This is a genomic window from Youngiibacter multivorans (assembly GCF_017873395.1).
Taxonomy (GTDB): domain Bacteria; phylum Bacillota; class Clostridia; order Clostridiales; family Clostridiaceae; genus Youngiibacter; species Youngiibacter multivorans.
The window spans coordinates 1-19,859 of record NZ_JAGGKC010000028.1 but is presented as its reverse complement, the minus strand read 5'-3'; the positions used below and the strand labels follow the sequence as shown (position 1 = coordinate 19,859).

Sequence of the window (19,859 nt, the reverse complement as noted above, 5' to 3'; positions counted from 1 at the left end):
ATGTTCCCCCATCAGTGCTTGAAATGGCGCATGGATGTAAACACCATGGAAATTCCAAGCTCATTGCACTTGTCTATTGATTCCTGGTCCTTTAAGGATCCGCCTGGCTGTATTATGGCCTTTATGCCATACTTGCCTGCCTCTTCAACCACATCCCCGAACGGGAAAAATGCGTCGGATGCCATGACTGTGGCTCCTTCGCCCCTTGAGAGCGCAAACTTAGCCGCATCTATCCTGTTGACCTGGCCGCCGCCGATTCCAACTGCCATACGGTCCCTTGAAACGACAATGGCATTGGATTTCACATATTTTACAACTCGCATTGCGAAAACAAGCTCATCCATCTCTTCCTTGGTTGGAACCTTCTCTGTAACGACCTTCATTTCTTTTACAAAGTCCAGATCCTCATCCTGAGTAAGGATGAGACCGTCAAGAGTAACTGCAGATGCGATCTGCGATGGTTTTGCCTCGAGACGCACTATCCTCAGGTTTTTCTTCTTCTTCAGTATCTCAAGCGCTTCATCTGTGAAAGACGGTGCCATTACTACCTCGAGGAATATGTTGTTCATCATCTCTGCAGCTTCCTTGGTCACCTGACAGTTGAGGGCAACTATCCCTCCGAATATGGATACGGTATCGCACTCATATGCTTTCCTGTAGGCATCAAAGCTGCCGTTCCCAAGGGCGAAGCCGCATGGTGTATTGTGCTTCACAGCGCAGCATGCATCCTCCTCGAATTCGCAGACTGACTTCCAGGCTATATCCATGTCCTTAAGGTTGTTGTAGGAAAGCTCCTTGCCCCAGAGGATCTCCATGTCCTTTAGAGCACCAGGCGCTGTAAGGGACTCATAATACGCGGCTTTCTGGTGCGGATTCTCTCCATACCTCAGGTCTTTGACCTTCCTGTATGAGAGGTTCAGGTATTCGTTGAAAGATCCTCCAAGGATGTATGTAGCTACAGCACTGTCATAAGCTCCCATCAGGCTGAATACTTTTCCTGCAAGATGCTTCTTGAAGGAGACCGCTGATTCTCCATATCGGTCAGATTCCATGGAACTGAAGCCTGATATGAATCCTTCGTAGTCACCTGGGTCGCTTAGGACGTACACATCCCTGAAATTCTTGGCAGCTGCCCTCAGCATTGTCGGACCGCCGATATCGATGAACTCTATCTGCTCTTCCTCAGGGAGGTTTTCCTTCAGCTTGTCGAAGAAGGGATAGAGATTTACGCATACTATGTCGATGCCCTCTATTCCAAGTTCCTTCACCTGCCTGGCATGGCTTTCGTTCTCTCTGATGTAGAGTATGCCTGAGTGAATGGAAGGATGAAGTGTCTTTACCCTTCCGTCAAGTATTTCAGGAAAGCCAGTGACTGACTCTACCGTGCTGACCTTTATTCCTTCTGCCTGAAGATACTTGTATGTACCTCCCGACGAGATTATCTCCACACCGTTCTTCTCAAGGAACAGCGCCAGTTCCTTAAGTCCTGTCTTGTCGAATACGCTTATAAGTGCTCTCATCTTATCCTCCTTATCTTATGCCCCTGGTTGAACCTTCCATGGCCAGCATCCTGACTGCAGTAGTCAGAGTGTCATGCTCTTTCCCAAGTACCCTCGCCTGCAGCTCCTCGGGGGTAGTAGCCCCTTCAGTGGATACTATGCTCTGGAGTATCAGCCTTCCGGCATCAACATCCTCGTTGACGTAGTGCACAGTGCAGCCTGAAATAAGCTTTCCGCTTTTCAGCACTGCCTCGTGGACTTTAAGTCCGTACATGCCCTCTCCTCCGAACTGAGGAAGAAGAGACGGATGGATGTTTATTATCCTGTCCTTGTATTCCTTTAGTATCTGGCCTTTGAGAATTGAAAGGAAGCCTGCAAGGACCACAAGGTCCGTCCCCTTTACTGCTTCAAGTACCTTGTCTGAAAGAAGCGGATCCTTCCTGTCAAGGACAAGGTAGGGTATCGAATTTTCAGAAGCATGGTTTATTCCTTTGGCATCCCTGTCTGCGACAACTATGGCTATCTCGTAAAGTCCTGTTGCCTTCGAGTCCTCGATGAGTGACAAGAGGTTACTTCCAGTTCCCGAGATGAGCACTGCTATTCTATACATAGGGCCCCCTCGCCTTTCCTGACATATCCGAGCTCAACCGGATCCTCACCTTCAGACCTGAGCATTTCAAGGAAAGCATCCTTGTCTTCCTTTGCGATGCAGAAGACATAGCCTATGCCCATGTTGAACGTATTGTAAAGTGAATCAGGTTCATAGCCTTTTGATTTCAGGAGTGAATATGCTGCAGGAAGCTCATAGCTGTCCTTGAGGAAGACTGCATCCAAGGTCTTTCCGCTGAATATCCTCGGTATGTTCTCGATTGGACCGCCTCCGGTAATGTGTGCCATTCCCTTGATATCGAATTTTTCCATGGCCTTCATTACTATGTCCTTGTATATCCTCGTCGGTGTAAGAAGGTATTCTCCGATTGTGCCTCCCTCGAAGTCTTCTGCAAGGTCAGTGAAGATCTTCCTGAGTAACGAGAAGCCGTTAGAATGGAAGCCAGAAGACCTTAGTCCTACGAGGATGTCACCTTCTATTATCTTAGACCCGTTGATGATCTTTGATTTTTCCTGTACTCCGACTGCAAATCCGGCTATATCGTACTCGCCTTCCTCATAGAATCCTGGCATCTCAGCAGTCTCACCGCCTATAAGTGCCAATCCGCCCTGTAGGCAGCCTTCGGAAACCCCCAGGACAATGTCGCTGGCGACCTTCGCATCAAGCTTCCCGCAGGCTATGTAGTCAAGGAAAAAGAGAGGAAACGCACCATGGCAGAGTATGTCATTGACGCACATTGCGACAGCATCAATACCAAATGTATCGTAGCGTCCCAGAGCGAATGCAATCTTAAGCTTGGTTCCCACGCCATCTGTTCCTGTGATGAGCACGGGATTTTCATATCCCTTCGGAAGCTCCATCATTCCGGCGAATGAGCCTATGCTGTTAAGCACCAGGCTGTTCAGGGTCCTTGCGGCATGAGCCTTGATCTTTTCTACAGACCGGTAGCCTTCTTCAATATCGACTCCGGATTCCTTGTAATCAAGCATTGTTGAACACCTCCATGAATTCGCTGGGAGCTCCCAGCGGGTATACTCCTGTAAAGCAGCCCGTGCAGAAGCTGTCCCTGCCAAGCGACCTGACAAGACCGGACTTTGAAATGTACTCGAGGCTTGTGCAGCCTATGTGGTCCCTGATTTCGTCCTTGGTCATGACTGCTGCGATGAGATGCTTCCTGTATGGCGTGTCTATGCCGAAATAGCACGGATACTTTACCATCGGAGAGCTTACCCTGAAATGGACCTCGGTAGCACCAGCCCTGTATAGAAGGTCAACCAGGTACCTGGAGGTGGTTCCTCTTACAATGGAATCGTCGATGAGGACCACTCGCTTTCCCTTGACTACTTCCTTCTGGGCATTGAGCTTAAGTGAAACCACCCTTTCCCTCTCTTCCTGGGATGGGGCGATGAAGCTTCTGCCAATGTATTTGTTCTTGGAGAATCCGATATCAAATGGTATCCCGGAAGCCCTTGAATATCCGATAGCAGCTGCTAGTCCTGAGTCTGGGACTCCAATAACCACATCAGCCTCTATTGGATGCTCCTTGAAAAGCTCCTCTCCGGTCTTCACCCTCAGCGAATGGACGCTTATTCCGTCAATTACGCTGTCAGGCCTTGCAAAGTAGATATACTCGAAAGAGCATGTCTGTCCCTTGGTCTTCTCTGAATATACATACGAAGTAAGTACACCATCCTCGATGACTACCATTTCACCAGCCTCAACGTCCCTGAGGAGCGTTCCGCCTACAGTGTCAATTGCACAGCTTTCAGATGCGAGGATATAGTCACCGTTCTTTGTGCCTATGCAGAGCGGCCTGATACCGTGAGGGTCCCTTATTCCTATTAGCTTGTTCCTGTAGGCTATGACAAGAGCAAAGCTTCCCTTGACGGTCTTCACAGTGTCCATTATGGCCTTTTCAGGTCCTTTTGGTAGTGCCCTTGTTATAAGGTTAAGTATCACCTCGGAATCAGTCTCGGTGGTAAACACCGAACCGCCATCCTCGAGAAGGCTTCTTATGACATCAGCGTTGACAAGTGTCCCATTATGCGCCACCGCCATGGATCCGTGCTTGGACTTGGATGTCAGCGGCTGTGCATTGATTACGTTTGAGTCTCCCTGTGTCGAATACCTGACATGTCCTATCGCTATCTCGCCCTTCAGGTCCTCGAGGTCGCACTTGTCTATCGCTTCTGCAACAAGCCCCATCTTCTTCCTGACGATTATTTCGCTGTTATAAACCGAGGCTATGCCTGCGCTCTCCTGGCCCCTGTGCTGCAGAGCATACAGGCCGTCGAACACGGCGTATGCGGCATTTTTGCCCTTCGAGCTGATGCCGAAGACACCGCACTCTTCCTTGAACTTGTCATCGTTAATGAACATCATTATATCTTATTCATCCTTCCCATGATCTCTTCGTAGGCACCCTTGACGTTGCCGAGATCGCGCCTGAACCTGTCCTTATCAAGCTTCTCAAGAGTCACCTTGTCCCAGAACCTGCAGGTATCCGGGCTTATCTCGTCAGCGAGCAGTATGTTGCCATCCTTGTCCTTGCCGAACTCGAGTTTGAAGTCCACGAGGATTATACCTATCTTGTCAAAATAAGCCTTAAGCAGCTCATTTATCTTATCTGTCATGGCATAGATCTCTTTGAGCTCTTCAAATGTGGCAGCACCTATACCCACGGCATGAGTGTCGTTTATCATCGGATCTCCAAGTGAGTCATCCTTGAGGCAGATTTCAAACACTGTTGTCTTAAGGGGAGTGCCTTCTTTTATTCCCAGCCTTTTCGCCATGGAGCCTGCTGCCAGGTTCCTGACAATGACCTCAAGGGGAATTATTGAAACCTTCTTCACCAGCTGTTCCCTGTCTGACAGGGTCTTGATATAGTGTGTCTTTACGCTATTTTTGGAGAGGTAAGTGAATAGTGTCTCGGTGATCCTGTTGTTGAGAACGCCCTTGTCCTCGATGGTTCCCTTCTTTTCTCCATTGAATGCGGTCGCGTCGTCCTTGTAGTATACGATGACCTCGTCATCCTTTTCGGTCTCAAATATCTGCTTGGCCTTTCCTTCGTAAAGCATTTTTCCCATTAATATATTACCTCCACTGAATTTTCTTCCAAAAACTTCTTTTTCATGTCCTGTCTGAAAGCTATGAGCTTATCCTTTATCTCGGGGTACTTGATTGCAAGCATTTCAGCCGCCAGTATGCCGGCATTGTATGCATTTCCGATTCCAACTGTCGCAACCGGTATTGGCTTCGGCATCTGCACTATCGAGTAAAGTGCATCCAGTCCCTCCAGCGCTCCCTTAAGGGGAACCCCTATTACCGGGAGGATGGTCTTTGATGCGATGACTCCTGGCAGATGAGCTGCAAGTCCTGCTCCGGCTATGACAACCTCATAGCCTTCCTTTTCCTTCTGTGCAAGAATCTCCTCGAGTCTCTCTGGAACCCTGTGGGCTGAAAGCACGTAGGATGTGCTTTCAATCCCGAATTCATCGAGTGCCAGCTTGGCGTTCTTCATGGTGTCCTTGTCCGACTGGCTTCCGAATATGATCAGAACCTTCATTCGTTTCACTCCTTATGTCTTTGTTACTTGAAATAATCTACTCCTGACTTGAACATGTTCTCAAGGTATGTTCCCTTGTAGTTCTTGTATAGTCCCGGCCTATATCTTTCAGTGTGTCCCATCTTGCCAAAGACCCGTCCGTCAGCTGAGGTAATACCCTCTACTGCCATCATCGAGCCGTTGGGGTTATATGGAGCTTCCATGGTTGGTATTCCATCAGGCCCCACATACTGTGTAGCTATCTGACCGTTCCTCATGAGTTCCATAAGAGTCTTCTCATCTGCCACGAACCGTCCTTCGCCATGGGATATTGGCACATCGTATACCTGTCCCAGGACTGCACCTGAAAGCCAAGGTGTGTTCTTAGACGTAACCATGGTTCTTGACATTACGCTCATATGCTTTCCGGTTGTATTGTACGTCAGGTTAGGCATGTGATCCTTCGGCTCTATGATCTCTCCATAAGGTAGCAGCCCGGATTTGACAAGACCCTGGAAGCCGTTGCATATTCCAAGTATGAGTCCATCCCTCTTCCTGATAAGATTCATGACCTCATCCCTGACCTCAGCATTCCTCAGGATGTTCGCTATATATTTTCCTGATCCTTCAGGCTCATCACCTGCTGAGAATCCACCGGGGATCATTAGTATGTTGGTTTCCTTTACAGCCTTCGCAAGGTTTCTTATTGATTCCAGAAGATCCTTTTCGCTGTTTCTGAAGACGAAGGTCGAAACCTTTCCGCCTGCTTCTGTAAATGCCTGCTCAAGGTCATATTCGCAGTTTGAGCCCGGGAAAACCGGTATGAGCACCCTTGGCTGAGGAACCCTCTTTGCTATTGCCGGCGCAGTCTTTTCAGACAGCATCCTTATAAGCTTGTCACCGCTTCTCTCGCCGAGGCCAAATACCTTCCTGAGTGGTTCGTCAACTGATGACTTGACGTCATCAAAGGAGAAGGATTCATCACCGAATACCGCTTCATTTCCAATTCCTGCTGTGCCAATTATGACTGCTCCGCTTCCTGCGAGAAGTGTCTGAGCTTCCTTTTTGACCTGCACCACAAAGCTGCCTGGATCCTTAAGGAAAAGGTCCTTAGTTTCAGAGACATTGAAACCTGTTCTGTTACCAAGTGCCATGTTGGTTAAAGTCCTGAAGATTCCTCTCTTCAGTGTGTCGGCTGATAGCAGAAGGTTCTTGTCCCTCAGGTCGAATATAAGCTCTGCATTCATGTTGAAAGAATCGCTGGTGTAAAGTCCGTCATTCTCAGTAGTCCTAAGGACTGCCAGAATGCTGTCTTCAGCCTTCAGGTCGTTTGTTATGACCTTATGTACATTCACTGTGTTTACCGCGAAGGAAATGAGAGTCGGAGGTACGCTTATGTCATTGAACGTACCGGACATCGAGTCCTTTCCTCCAATCGCAGGAACCTTGAAGTCAAGCTGTGCAGCAAGTGCACCTAGCAGGCTCGAAAATGGCTTTCCCCATTTGATGCTGTCTGTTCCAAGTCTTTCGAAGTACTCCTGGAAGGAAAGCCTTGCATCCCTGTGGGAGGCTCCAAGCGTCACCATCTTAGCCAGGGATTCAACCACAGCCCTGTATGCTCCGGTGAAGGTATCTTCGGAGCTTTCATCAGGGTCGAAGCCATATGTCATGACGGTTGCCTCATCGGTGACCAAACCCTTTAGGGGTATAAGAGAAACCATACCCTGGCTCTTCGTATCCTGACTTGTTCCACCATAGGGAAGCACTACCTGGCTTCTTCCTATGGTCGTGTCAAACATCTCGAGGAGACCTCTCTGTGAAGCTGACTTAAGGTCATTGAGTGCTGCTTCCATTGAATTTCTTGCAGATGTCTGTTTCCTTTTCTTTGATGCAGAGGACTTGTCTACCGCAACTGATGTATAGGCACTTGCGCCGTTTGTGTTCAGGAAACGCCTCCTGATGTCTACGACGATATCTGCGCCGTGAAGCATCCTAAGCCTTCCTGAATCGGTGATTTCAGCCACAATGGTTGACTCGAGGTTCTCCTCTGATGCCAGATCCATGAACCTTTTAGCATCACCCTTTCTTGTCACAACAGCCATTCTTTCCTGAGATTCGGATATGGCTATTTCAGTTGGATCAAGTCCCTGATATTTCTTGGGAACCCTGTCAAGATAGATATCCAGGGAGTCGGCAAGCTCTCCTATTGCAACGCTTACTCCGCCTGCACCGAAATCATTGCATCTCACGATCAGCTTTGCTGCTTCCTCATTCCTGAAGAACCTCTGTATCTTCCTCTCCTCAACGGGATTTCCCTTCTGGACCTCTGATCCTGATTCCTGTAGAGATGAATCTGAGTGTATCTTCGATGAACCGGTGGCTCCGCCGATCCCGTCTCTTCCTGTCCTGCCGCCGATGAGAATAACAACATCACCAGGCTGCGGCGTCTCACGGATCACATTTTCCTTCAGTGCGCTGCCTATGACTGCGCCGACTTCCATTCTCTTTGCCACATATCCGTCATGATATACTTCCTCAACGAATCCGGTGTTAAGGCCAATCTGGTTTCCATAGGAACTGAAGCCTTTTGCCGCACCCTTGGTTATGACCCTCTGCGGAAGCTTGCCTTGAAGAGTATCCTTCAATGGTTTCCTAGGGTCACCTGAGCCAGTTATCCTCATTCCCTGATATACGTAGCTTCTTCCGCTTAGCGGGTCCCTGATGGCTCCGCCGAGGCATGTGGCAGCTCCTCCGAACGGCTCGATTTCAGTTGGATGGTTGTGGGTCTCGTTCTTGAACATGATGAGGATATTCTTTTTGCCTGAGCTGGTCTCGATCTCACGCTCTATGCTGCATGCGTTGATCTCTTCAGAAACATCAAGGTCCTTTACAAGTCCCCTTGCCTTGAGGTACCTGGCTCCTATGGTCGCTATGTCCATCAGTGTCACAGGCTTGCTCTCACGCCTGAGCGATTTCCTGAGCTCCATATACCTCTCATATGCTGCCTTTTCCCTGTCTGAATTTGACAGGAACTCGACGTCCTTTATGACGGTATTGAATGTAGTGTGTCTGCAGTGATCAGACCAGTAGGTGTCAAACACCTTTATTTCAGTTATATAAGGGTCTCTCTTCTCATCCATGTAGTAGTCCTGTATAAGGTGCAGGTCATCATACGTCATGGCAAGTGAGTTCTTCCTGAGGAAATCCATGAGCTCCTTCTGGTTGAAGTACCTGAAGCCCTTGACTGTCTCGACCTGCCTCACCGGTGTTTCTCCATGAAGCGGCTCCACCTTGAGACTACCTTCCCTCATTTCCACAGGATTCAGTACATAGTCCCTTACTCTCAGGATATCCCTGACTGACAGCCCGTTAAACCCGTAAAGCTTCTTGCATCGGACCCTTGCTCTGAAATTACCAAGTATCAGCTGTATGCATTCTTCTGATGCCTTCGCCCTTGCATCGAACTGACCTGGCAGCGGCTCAAGCACAAAATGGTCCAGGCCATCCAGGAATGAATTGTCTTCGTAAACCGTATCAATGGAAGGCTCAGAAAATATCTTGACCTTAGCCTCCCCGATTTCCTTATCATCAAGCCCGTATACTGTGTAGATATTGACTATCCTGACTGCTGTAACGATGCCGAGCATCTCCCGCATTTCTTTGGCGAGCCCTTCTGCTTCGTTCCGGTAGCCTTCTTTCTTTTCAACATAAATATTTTGATCCATGAGAACCTCCAGCGAACATTCTTCACTTAAATATTAACAAAACTGTGAACAAAGTCAATGTTTAGTTGTATTTTGCTGCTCATCGTTCGTGTTATAACGAACGATAAGCGGGATTTTTAAACTTTGCGCGGTAAAACGGCAAATCTCGCCAACATCATTTTCATAGTGCAGTCACAACACAGTTAAAACATAATGAAGCCAGAAATCTCCGGAATTTTACACAAACCTGGTTACAAAGGCTTTAGATGAAACTTTGTACAGACAGCCCCAAGAGGAGTATCCGTATCCATATTAATACTAAAAGTTGAAGATTTCGTTTTGTGTTTGTTAACAAAGTGAATCCCTCAGCTCAGTTTATTATATTTATTTAAGTTTTGATCCCGCTCTTGCTAACCCAATGTTTTTCGCTAGAATGGCGATAGTGATGATATAATAAAAGGGGTAATGTCAACAATATGATTTTGTCGGGAGTTGAGCATATGGATTATTTGAAGGTGGCGGCAGCAAAGCCATCATTGAAGGTAGCTGATATCGAGTATAACCTGAGTGAGATAACGCAGCTCATGCATGGAATGGAGGTGGAGGGAGTCCGTCTGGCTGTGTTCCCGGAGCTGTGCATCACTGGTTACACATCAGCAGACCTGTTTCTCACAGGAGACCTGCTTGAAAAGTCCCTTATGGGGCTTGATGTGCTGGCTGCGGAGCTAAAGGGAAAGGAGCTGGCGATAGCGGTCGGTCTTCCACTGAACTTTAAGGGGCGGCTCTTTAACTGTGCGGCAGTCCTCAAGGGGGGGAAGGTCCTTGGTATAGTGCCAAAGAGGAGCATACCCAACTATTCAGAATTTTATGAGTCACGGTGGTTCGCAGGAGCAAGGGATGCGATGACAAAGTACATCGATTTGCCCTTCCAGAAGGACATTCCTTTCGGAAGCCTCGTTTTTGATTGCGGAGACTATACCTTCGGGGTGGAGATCTGCGAGGATCTCTTTGCGCCTGTATCCCCTTCCTCTTACCTGTCTCTGCAGGGAGCGGAAATCATACTTAATCTTTCGGCATCCAACGAGCTTGTCGGAAAGAGCAGCTATAGGAAAGACCTGGTGAGGATACAGGGATCGAAGAATATCGGAGCTTATGTATACAGCTCCTGCGGAGTCGAGGAATCGACTACCGATGTAGTTTTCGGAGGGCATCTCATGGTTTCTGAATACGGGACCATCCTTGCTGAAAATGAAAGGTTCGTGATCGGTTCAGAAACCATATCAGCCTATATTGACCTTTCAAGGATCAGGGGTGAAAGGATAAAGAACTCCAGCTTCAGGGAAGCTGAGATTCCGGAAGCCTTTATTGCTGAAAGGGTGAAGTTCGCCCAGGACAGGTCAAACCTATTTGCGTTTGACAGATTCATAGACCCCCACCCTTTCGTTCCAAGGAATGAAGAGGAAAAAAGGATGAGATGTGAAGAGATCCTGTCCATCCAGAGCCATGGACTCGTCAAGAGGCTTGTCCACACTGGTGCAAGGAAAGCAATTGTAGGAATTTCAGGAGGTCTGGATTCCACCCTTGCACTTCTTGTGATGGTAAAGGCCATGAAGATCATGGAGAAGCCCCTGTCAGACATCGTCACGATCACCATGCCGGGCTTCGGAACCAGCGACAGGACATATCAGAATGCAGTCGAGCTTTGCAGGGAGCTTGGTACGACCTTCAGGGAAATCGACATAAGGGAAGCATGTCTCCTGCATTTCAAAGATATTGGCCATGACCCTTCTGTCCATGATGTGACCTATGAGAACGTGCAGGCCAGGGAGAGGACTCAGATCCTCATGGATATAGCCAACAAGGAATATGGAATTCTCGTAGGCACAGGCGACCTGTCTGAGCTTGCCATGGGATGGTGCACCTACAACGGTGACCAGATGTCCATGTATGGGGTGAATTCATCAATTCCGAAGACCCTGGTGAGATACCTGGTGAGGTATGCGGCAGAGCATGAATTTACCGGCAGGATATCTGAAATACTCCTGGACATCCTTGATACACCGGTCAGTCCTGAGCTGCTTCCAAAGAATGAAAACGGCGAGATATCACAGAAGACCGAGGATATCATCGGACCTTATGAGCTCCATGACTTCTTCCTTTATCACCTTATGAGGTACGGGGCGACGGTCGATAAGATACTGTTCATGGCAGAGCATGCTTTCAAGGGTACCTACGGAAGTGATGAAATAAGGAAATGGCTGAAGTTCTTCCTGAGAAGGTTCTTCACTCAGCAGTTCAAGCGGTCAGCCATGCCTGACGGTCCGAAGGTTGGTACCATAGCCCTTTCTCCGAGAGGAGACCTGAGGATGCCATCGGATGCTTCGTTCGCAACATTCATCAGGGAGCTTGAAGAGGAATGATTACCGCGCACTCTGACGGTTTATGTGGAATTAATCCCTGAGATTTGGTAAACTAACTTTGTTATTGTCTAAATATTTTTGAGAGGTGAATCAATTTGTGGTATTCAAAATCACATGAAGATGCGCTTAACGAGCTTCAGACAAATGCAGCCCTCGGGCTGTCAGATGCGGAAGTTTCGGAGAGACAGGAAAAGTTCGGCCCCAACAGGCTGGAAGGAAAGAAGAAGAAGTCGCTGATCTCGCTGTTTTTCGGACAGCTCCAGGATGCGCTTATCTACGTTTTACTCGCTGCTGCTGTCGTGACAGTACTTGTCCACGAGTATGCGGATGCAATTATCATTCTCGCAGTAGTTGTGCTTAACGCTGCCATAGGAGTCATCCAGGAAGCCAAGGCCGAGAAGGCCATCGAGGCACTCAACAAGCTTACGACACCACGGTCCATCGTAAGGCGTAACGGCAAGGAGGTTGAAATCAATTCAACCGAGCTTGTGCCCGGAGACATTGTCATACTCGATGCGGGCAGGTATGTTCCTGCAGACCTGAGGCTTATTCAGAGCAAGAATCTTCAGATTGAAGAATCAGCGCTTACAGGCGAATCAGTGCCTACCGACAAGGATGCCTCGAAGATCCTTCAGGGTGAATCAGTTCCCCTTGGAGACCAGAATAACATGGCCTTCATGTCAACTCTTGCGACCTACGGAAGAGGCGAAGGCTTAGTCGTACATACCGGAATGAACACAATAATAGGAAGCATCGCCAAGAGCCTCAATGAAGACGAGGAAAGCATGACTCCCCTCCAGGTAAGGCTGGATGAGCTTGGAAAAACCCTTGGAAAGCTTGCTCTCGGAATCACTGCCATTATGTTCCTCGTTGGAATAGTCCAGAAGAGACCGGTGCTTGACATGTTCCTTACAGCAATAAGCCTTGCTGTCGCAGCAATCCCTGAAGGACTTCCTGCGATCGTGGCAATAGTACTTGCCCTTGGCGTCACAAGGATGTCCAAGATAAACGCAATAGTCAGGAAGCTGCCTGCAGTCGAGACTTTAGGCTCGGTAAACATAATCTGCTCGGACAAGACCGGAACACTTACACAGAACAAGATGACCGTAGTCAAACACTATACTCTTGACAATCTTGTCAGCCTCGACAGGGAGGGTGAAGAACTGCAGGCTGGAGAGGATGCCAGAGAACTGATAAGGTCCTTCGTCCTTTGTTCTGATGCTACAAGCGATGGAAAGGAATCGACAGGAGATCCCACAGAGGTTGCCCTTATTATTCTCGGAAACAGGCACAACATGTACAAGGAACCATTGAATTCCGAGTTCACAAGAGTAAATGAGAAGCCTTTCGATTCAGACAGGAAGCTAATGTCCACTCTCAACAAAGAAGGCGACGGCTTCAGGGTTCATACAAAGGGTGCAATAGACAACATACTTAAAATCTCAACGAGTATACTCGTTGATGGCAAGGTAAGACCGCTTACTGACGAGATAAAGTATCAGATCCTCAAAGAAAGCGAGAGCATGTCTAACCAGGCCCTCAGGGTACTTGGAGTTGCATTTAAGGATGTAGACAGCATGATCGAGCCTGAAGAGATGGAAAAGGAACTCACAGTCCTTGGTTTCGTCGGGATGATAGATCCTCCAAGGCTTGAGGTTAAGGATTCAATAGCTGCAGCCAAGGGTGCCGGAATAACCAGCATAATGATAACTGGCGACCACAAGAACACTGCCGTAGCAATAGCCAGGGAACTTGGAATAGCCGAGAAGCTTGATCAGGCGCTTACCGGTGCCGAGATCGAAGAGCTGGACGAAGTGACTTTTGCAGAAAATATAAACAACTACAGGGTATTCGCGAGAGTCTCCCCTGAGCACAAGGTAAAGATAGTAAAGGCTTATAAGGCTAAAGGAAACATTGTTTCCATGACTGGTGACGGAGTCAACGACGCACCGTCGCTCAAGCATGCTGACATTGGTGTTGCAATGGGAATCACTGGCACTGACGTCTCCAAGGGAGCGGCTGACATGATTCTTACTGACGATAATTTCACCACCATAGTCGCAGCCATAGAGGAAGGCAGGAACATCTACAACAACATCAAGAAGGCAGTCATATTCCTCCTCTCCTGCAACCTTGGAGAAATTGTAGCCATATTCGTATCAGTCCTCTTCTCGTTTGCGATACCTTTGCTTCCGACTCAGATACTCTGGGTCAACCTGGTCACTGATACTCTTCCAGCTATATCGCTTGGAGTTGATCCAGGCGACCATGACGTTATGAAGAAGAAGCCGAGAGATCCGAAGGAAAGCTTCTTCGCAGGCGGAGCCGCAGTAAGAGCCCTTATAGGCGGTATACTAATTGGATCTCTGACACTGTTCGCATTCTATTTCGGACTGAGAGAGCGAGGAGTATCCATATGGGATTCCGCGACAGCCTCAGAGGATGTGCTGATGTATGCAAGGACAATGGCGTTCGTAGTTCTTTCAACTACTCAGCTGTTCTATGCACTCAGCATGAGGAGCGCTACAAAATCGATAATTCAGGTAGGCCTGTTCACCAACAAGTATCTCATAGGATCCATATTCGTAGGCATACTGCTCCAGCTTGGAGTAATATCGATACCACCGCTGGCAGCGGCCTTCAAGGTCCACAACCTGCCATTCGGAGACTGGGTGCTTGTCGTCTGCCTGTCTCTCATACCTCTTATCGTCAATGAGATTATAAAGCTATTCAGACGATTGGGTGGAGCTGACGACGACTAACAGACATCAGGTCAAAGACACTAAAAGAACTTAATGCAATGAAATGGGCAGCAGCCGGATTAACCGGCAGCTGCCCATTTTTTATCAAAATCTTCATCATCAGACAATTATGTCCAACTTAAACTCATTTCAATCTGAAGTATTCACCTATTATAGGGAGCTTCCTATAAGTTCAGCAATTTCCTCTACATAGCGCTGTTCAAGTTCAGTGAATCTTGCGAGACTCGGGCTGTCAAGGTCGATGACCCCGAAGACCTCTCCATTGGAGTATATAGGTACCACAAGCTCGGATCTTGACGCGGAATCGCATGCTATATGGTTTTCTACAGCATGCACATCATCCACGAGCATTGGCTTTCTCTCTGCCACAGCAGTTCCGCATACACCTTCACCTGGCTTGATCCTCACGCAGGCGGGCTTACCCTGGAAAGGCCCGAGCACCAGCTCCCCTTCCCTCATCATGTAGAAGCCTGCCCAGTTGAGGTCGTCCATCGATTCCTTAAGTATTGCGCTTATGTTGGAAAGATTTGCTACAAGGTCTTTCTCCTTCCCAAGCTGGCTCTTTACGAACAGCCTGGCAGTCCTTAACCTTGCTTCCCTGTCGGGTGTCTTCTCGAATACAAAATCCATGCTATTTCTCCTTAAGATGCGTTCCATTTTCGTCCTGCTCGATTAGTCCCTTCTTCATCAAGTTGCCAAGGGCAATCTTGAAATAGTTCTTGCTGCTGGCAAATGCAGAACTAATCTCCTCAGGTGTTGATTTGTCGTTGTATGGCATGGATCCGCCATGAAACTTGATGTATGACATGATCTTATCAGAAAGCTCTTCCTTTGCCTCAACCATCTTCTTCCTCGGGGTGAAGCCTATTCTTCCATCCTCATATAGTTTCTTTACTGTGCCTTCCACGATTTCTCCCGGAAGTATCCTTGTGAAGTACTCTGTCTTCAGCACAACTGCCCTGTACTTGTTGTCAAGGGCTACCATAAGTGAATCGTTGGTCTGCTTGCCGTAGACAACTCCCCTTACCTCGTCACCCATCTTGTAGGTTCCCTCTTCAGCATTTTCAAGGTATCTGTCAACCTCAGTACTTGCCGCAAGCCTTCCTGTCTTATCCTCATACAGGAATACGAGATAGCTGCTTTCCTTGAGCATGGGATACTTCTGCTCTCTCTTCGGTACGAGAATGTCTCTCTCAAGCCCGAAGTCCAAGAAGGCTCCAAAATCTGACACTCCGGTAACCTTAAGGTAAGCCAGTTCATTGACTTTTGCCAGCGGTGTCTTCATGGTCGCTATAAGTCTGTCCTTTGAGTCCTTATAGATGAATACCCTTACCAATTCACCTATGGCAGGCTTGTCGCCAGTGATGCTGCCAGTTGGCAGCAGAATGTCGTCTGATGAGTTCCCTGTCCCGGCATCCAGGTAAAGACCGAAGGACGCCGCTCTCTTGACGGCCAGTTCATTGAAATCTCCGAATTTTATCATTTTTCGTCTCCCTTGTGCATGGCAGAAAACTCTCTGTAGTGTTCCGCTGCATGCAGTATATATTCGATATCCTTGTCTTCGCATTTTCTGAGGAACCTTGCCGGTCTTCCGACCCATACCTCCTTATCAGGTATCACCGTTCCCTTTGTGACCAGGCTTCCTGCGCCTATGATGCAGAACCTGCCTATTACAGCCCTGTCCAGTACAATTGAGTCCATTCCTACAAGGGTATCGTCCATTATCGTGCAGCCATGTATGGTGCACTTGTGCCCTATGGATACGTTGCTCCCGATGTCAGTATGTCCTCCCATGCTTACATGGATGAGCGTCAGGTCCTGTATGTTGCTCATTTCTCCTATGGTAATCGGACCTGTGTCTCCCCTCAGGACAGACCCATACCAGACCGAGACTCCTCTGCCCAACTTTACGTCGCCGACGACCATAGCATTCTCAGCGATGAATGAATCCTCATTGACACGAGGCACCTTTTCTCCCAAAGCTCTTATCAACTGTACTGCTCCTCTTGGTTCCGAACGTCTCAGGACGTTTTCAGGTTTACTGTTTGTTCATAATGTAAATCAATATGTAGTGTGTTTACAGCTTGCTTGTGACTATATGTAGTATTATACTGTTACTATCGAGTCAAATCAAGGAGGTACGAAATGAGCAAACTAAAACAACTGTTCAAGCGTTATTATACTAAAGAGCTTGAGAATAATAAAGAAAAAACGGTTTATGACCTGTTCGACTGGGAAAAGAGGGATGTTCTCCTCAAGGACTACAAGTCCGGAAGGATATTAACAGAGATGAGGGACCTTGAGTTCCCTACCTTTTATTCTCAGAATGCAGTCGACATAATAGCATCCAAGTATTTCAGGAAAGCCGGAGTTCCTGGTGAACTGGGCTATGAAAACTCAATGAAGCAGGTAGCTCACAGGATGGTAAGCTTCTGGGCTGACGCACTCATAGATGACGGTCTTATAGACACTGACGAGGACAGGAGCATATTCTATGATGAGATGGTCTACGGCCTCCTTAACCAGATGTACGCACCAAACTCACCACAGTGGTTCAATACAGGACTCAAGCAGAGCTATGGCATATCAGGAGGCAAGAACGACCTGTTCTACTTCGATCCCATCCAGAGGAAGGTAGTGCTGTCGGAGGACGGGTATTCCAGGACACAGGCATCCGCCTGCTTCATCCTGTCGGTTGAAGACAAGCTTCTGGGAAGCCATTCGATTTCAGAGCAGTACGTGACCGAAACCAAGCTGTTCAAGGGCGGTTCAGGAACAGGAACCAACTTCTCAGCCATTAGAGGCGTAGGCGAAAAGCTCTCAGGTGGCGGAGTATCTTCAGGTCTAATGAGCTTCCTCAAGGGTCTCGACAGGAATGCCGGAGCGATCAAGTCAGGCGGAACTACAAGAAGGGCCGCAAAGATGGTATGTCTCGACATTGACCATCCTGAGATTGAAACCTTCATAATGTGGAAGGCAAAGGAAGAGGATAAGGTAAGGGCTCTGGCGAAGATGGGCTATGATGCCGATATGGATGGAGAAGCCTATGAGACAGTATCCGGCCAGAATTCCAATAACTCAGTAAGGCTTACTGATGAATTCATGGACAAGGTTATGGCCCTTAAGAACGACCCTGACCAGGAAATCACTCTCCGCGGCAGAATGGACGAGAGGGTCAACAGGAACGTGAAGGTCAGGGACCTGTGGGATAAATTCAATGAAGCTGCATGGAAATCTGCTGATCCGGCACCTCAGTTCACCGATACCTTCAATGCATGGCATACATGCCCTGCAGGTGAGGACGGAGAAATCGGTGCACACCATAACAGGCTCAATTCAACAAATCCATGCGGTGAATATGCATTCCTTGATGACACGAGCTGCAACCTTGCATCGATCAACCTGTACAAGTTCTATAACCCTGATACAAACCAGTTTGATGTGGAAGGCTATTCGCATATCATAGGTCTTTCCCAGCTTCTCCTAGAAGGGTCGATCCAGTGGGGACAGTTCCCCACCGAGGATATAGCAAGGAAGACATACATGTTCAGGACAACAGGCCTTGGCATCGCTAACCTTGCATCCCTCCTCATGGCCCTTGGAATGCCCTACGACTCGGATGAGGCAAGGACACTTGCCGCAGCCCTGACAGGCATGATAACAGGCAAGAGCTACGCTGTAAGTGCAATGATGGCTGAAAAGGCAGGTCCTTTCGAGAAGTTCGAGCTGAACAGGCCTTATATGCTGAGGGTAATCAGGAATCACGCAAGGGTCGCAGGAGCAATTGACAGCGAGTACGAAGGACTCCACTACATCCCCTACTCCGTTGACCATGAGAAGCTAGAGGCTCTTGGCCAGGAAGGATTGTCAGAGACTCTCAAGTCAGTATGGATGGATGCTCTGGACCTCGGAGAGGCTCATGGATACAGGAATGCCCAGGTATCCGTAATAGCCCCTACAGGAACGATTTCCTTTGCCATGGACTGCGCGGCAACAAGCCTTGAACCCTTCTTCTCACATGTCGTATACAAGAAGCTTGTTGGCGGAGGTTTCATGACCATCGCGAACCCCATAATCTCAGTTGCCCTCAAAAACCTGGGATATTCGCCTGAAGAGATTGAAGAAATAATGGCTTATATCGGGGCTGAGGAAAACGGCATGGTAAAGGATGGAAAGATTGAAGGAGCTCCGCACCTCAAGGAGGAGCATTACCAGATTTTCGATACTGCCAATACCTGCGGAACAGGAAAGAGATACATACACCATATGGGTCACGTACTTATGGTAGCAGCGCTTACTCCTCTGGTTTCAGGCGCAATATCAAAGACAGTCAACCTTCCGAGGGAAGCCACCGTGGAGGATTTCAAGGATGTTGTAGTTCTGTCATGGAAGACAGGTGTTAAGGGAATATCGCTCTACAGGGACGGCTCAAAGTATGCACAGCCTCTCAATACCAGGCTTGATGCTGAGGTCAGGAACCTTAATCTCGAAAGCCTGACTTACGACGCGCTGCTCCAGTTCGCAAAAGAGGCTCAGAAGAAGGAATCAAAGCCAGCTCAGTCATCAGTAAGGGAAAAGATGACAGGGATAAGGGCCGGACATACTCACCCTGCCCAGATTGAGGATGTCAAGATATACACAACTGTAAACAGAAACGAACGTGGCGAGATTTCGGAGATATACATAACCACAGACAGAGAAGGAACTCTTATAACAGGACTCCTTAATTCTCTCTCAAAGACTATCTCAGTTATGCTCCAGTACCACATACCGCCGAAGGATATCTCGAAGATGCTGAGAGGTCAGAAGTACGAGCCATATGGTTTCGTATCAAAGCATCCCTACATCAAGAACGTGACTTCAATATCAGACCTGATATCCAAGGTCATCGACCTTGAGCTCGGTGACTTCACCAGAGTCCAGGTCAAGCCTGAAGCGGAGGACCTCATCAACAGACCAGTGAAGAACGTGGCGAGGATAGTGATGAAGAGCGAGGAGAGTTCAAAGAAGGAAAATGGCAAGCCGCTTCTTAAACTTGAAACTCAGACTGTCATAAAGGATGCTGAAAAGAACGGCGAAAAGCTCTATGATTCAGTATGTCCGAACTGCTCAAGCACAAGGATGGTAAGAAACGGCACATGCAAGGTATGCCTTGACTGCGGATCAACCACAGGATGCTCATAAGACGCAATAAAGAGGGAAGCTTACGCTTCCCTCTTTATTGTCAGACTGTAGACAAATCGACGAATCTTAACTTAAGGTTCGTCGATTTTGCTATTGTTATACCTATTTTGGAGCAAAAGTTAGGATATGGGACTCC

Annotated in this window: 12 protein-coding genes and 1 pseudogene; 3 read left to right on the top strand and 10 right to left on the bottom strand. The window is 48.1% G+C overall.

Translation table 11 applies throughout. The annotated features are described in order from the left end of the window. Window positions 1-11 precede the first annotated feature (11 nt). From purH to J2Z34_RS14110, 7 genes are read right to left on the bottom strand one after another with little or no spacing between them, the layout of a single operon-like run. Window positions 12-1,520, bottom strand: a complete 1,509-nt coding sequence (purH, locus tag J2Z34_RS14140; RefSeq protein WP_209460515.1) for a bifunctional phosphoribosylaminoimidazolecarboxamide formyltransferase/IMP cyclohydrolase — start codon at window positions 1,518-1,520, stop codon at window positions 12-14. A 10-nt stretch (window positions 1,521-1,530) separates the two neighbouring features. Beyond that, window positions 1,531-2,109 carry a phosphoribosylglycinamide formyltransferase gene (gene purN / locus J2Z34_RS14135; protein WP_209460514.1) on the bottom strand — a complete coding sequence of 193 codons (579 nt, stop codon included), beginning with the start codon at window positions 2,107-2,109 and terminating at the stop codon, window positions 1,531-1,533. Next, window positions 2,097-3,098 carry a phosphoribosylformylglycinamidine cyclo-ligase gene (purM, locus tag J2Z34_RS14130; protein ID WP_209460513.1) on the bottom strand — a complete coding sequence of 334 codons (1,002 nt, stop codon included), beginning with the start codon at window positions 3,096-3,098 and terminating at the stop codon, window positions 2,097-2,099. The genes purN and purM overlap by 13 nt, the downstream gene beginning before the upstream one ends. After that, window positions 3,091-4,491: an amidophosphoribosyltransferase gene (gene purF / locus J2Z34_RS14125; protein WP_425348052.1), complete on the bottom strand. Its 1,401-nt coding sequence runs from the start codon at window positions 4,489-4,491 to the stop codon at window positions 3,091-3,093. Before purF ends, purM begins: the two co-directional genes overlap by 8 nt. Continuing rightward, window positions 4,491-5,195, bottom strand: a complete 705-nt coding sequence (purC, locus tag J2Z34_RS14120) for a phosphoribosylaminoimidazolesuccinocarboxamide synthase (RefSeq protein ID WP_245250795.1) — start codon at window positions 5,193-5,195, stop codon at window positions 4,491-4,493. The genes purF and purC overlap by 1 nt, the downstream gene beginning before the upstream one ends. Then, window positions 5,195-5,674, bottom strand: a complete 480-nt coding sequence (gene purE / locus J2Z34_RS14115; protein ID WP_209460512.1) for a 5-(carboxyamino)imidazole ribonucleotide mutase — start codon at window positions 5,672-5,674, stop codon at window positions 5,195-5,197. Before purE ends, purC begins: the two co-directional genes overlap by 1 nt. A gap of 23 nt (window positions 5,675-5,697) precedes the next feature. Beyond that, a complete protein-coding gene (locus tag J2Z34_RS14110) occupies window positions 5,698-9,378 on the bottom strand; it encodes a phosphoribosylformylglycinamidine synthase (protein ID WP_209460511.1) in 3,681 nt (1,226 codons plus the stop codon). 479 nt (window positions 9,379-9,857) lie between these two features. Between J2Z34_RS14110 and J2Z34_RS14105 the strand changes: the two genes are divergently transcribed. Together J2Z34_RS14105 and J2Z34_RS14100 are read left to right on the top strand one after the other, a co-directional pair. Next, window positions 9,858-11,777, top strand: a complete 1,920-nt coding sequence (locus tag J2Z34_RS14105; protein ID WP_209460510.1) for an NAD(+) synthase — start codon at window positions 9,858-9,860, stop codon at window positions 11,775-11,777. A gap of 95 nt (window positions 11,778-11,872) precedes the next feature. Further along, window positions 11,873-14,539 carry a cation-translocating P-type ATPase gene (locus tag J2Z34_RS14100; protein WP_245250794.1) on the top strand — a complete coding sequence of 889 codons (2,667 nt, stop codon included), beginning with the start codon at window positions 11,873-11,875 and terminating at the stop codon, window positions 14,537-14,539. 150 nt (window positions 14,540-14,689) lie between these two features. On the opposite strand, the gene J2Z34_RS14095 is transcribed toward J2Z34_RS14100, so the two are convergent. The 3 genes from J2Z34_RS14095 to J2Z34_RS14085 are packed head-to-tail and all read right to left on the bottom strand — an operon-like array spanning window position 14,690 to window position 16,531. Then, window positions 14,690-15,169 carry a GAF domain-containing protein gene (locus J2Z34_RS14095; RefSeq protein WP_209460509.1) on the bottom strand — a complete coding sequence of 160 codons (480 nt, stop codon included), beginning with the start codon at window positions 15,167-15,169 and terminating at the stop codon, window positions 14,690-14,692. Window position 15,170: 1 nt separating this feature from the next. Continuing rightward, complete coding sequence (locus J2Z34_RS14090) at window positions 15,171-16,022, bottom strand: CvfB family protein (RefSeq protein ID WP_209460508.1); 852 nt, start codon at window positions 16,020-16,022, stop codon at window positions 15,171-15,173. Then, the gene (locus J2Z34_RS14085) at window positions 16,019-16,531 is read right to left on the bottom strand and encodes a gamma carbonic anhydrase family protein (protein WP_209460507.1); all 513 of its coding nucleotides are present in this window, start codon (window positions 16,529-16,531) and stop codon (window positions 16,019-16,021) included. The genes J2Z34_RS14090 and J2Z34_RS14085 overlap by 4 nt, the downstream gene beginning before the upstream one ends. Window positions 16,532-16,681: 150 nt before the next feature. Between J2Z34_RS14085 and J2Z34_RS14080 the strand changes: the two are divergent. Then, a pseudogene (locus tag J2Z34_RS14080) lies at window positions 16,682-19,723 on the top strand (vitamin B12-dependent ribonucleotide reductase); the annotation flags it as partial. Window positions 19,724-19,859: the final 136 nt, after the last annotated feature.

Bases quoted from the DNA above. Each gene is read 5' to 3' on its own strand.
- purH (WP_209460515.1), bottom strand. From the start codon at position 1,520: ATGAGAGCACTTATAAGCGTATTCGACAAGACAGGACTTAAGGAACTG.
- purE (WP_209460512.1), bottom strand. From the start codon at position 5,674: ATGAAGGTTCTGATCATATTCGGAAGCCAGTCGGACAAGGACACCATG.
- purN (WP_209460514.1), bottom strand. From the start codon at position 2,109: ATGTATAGAATAGCAGTGCTCATCTCGGGAACTGGAAGTAACCTCTTG.
- purC (WP_245250795.1), bottom strand. From the start codon at position 5,195: ATGGGAAAAATGCTTTACGAAGGAAAGGCCAAGCAGATATTTGAGACC.
- purF (WP_425348052.1), bottom strand. From the start codon at position 4,491: ATGATGTTCATTAACGATGACAAGTTCAAGGAAGAGTGCGGTGTCTTC.
- J2Z34_RS14090 (WP_209460508.1), bottom strand. From the start codon at position 16,022: ATGATAAAATTCGGAGATTTCAATGAACTGGCCGTCAAGAGAGCGGCG.
- J2Z34_RS14105 (WP_209460510.1), top strand. From the start codon at position 9,858: ATGGATTATTTGAAGGTGGCGGCAGCAAAGCCATCATTGAAGGTAGCT.
- J2Z34_RS14095 (WP_209460509.1), bottom strand. From the start codon at position 15,169: ATGGATTTTGTATTCGAGAAGACACCCGACAGGGAAGCAAGGTTAAGG.
- purM (WP_209460513.1), bottom strand. From the start codon at position 3,098: ATGCTTGATTACAAGGAATCCGGAGTCGATATTGAAGAAGGCTACCGG.
- J2Z34_RS14110 (WP_209460511.1), bottom strand. From the start codon at position 9,378: ATGGATCAAAATATTTATGTTGAAAAGAAAGAAGGCTACCGGAACGAA.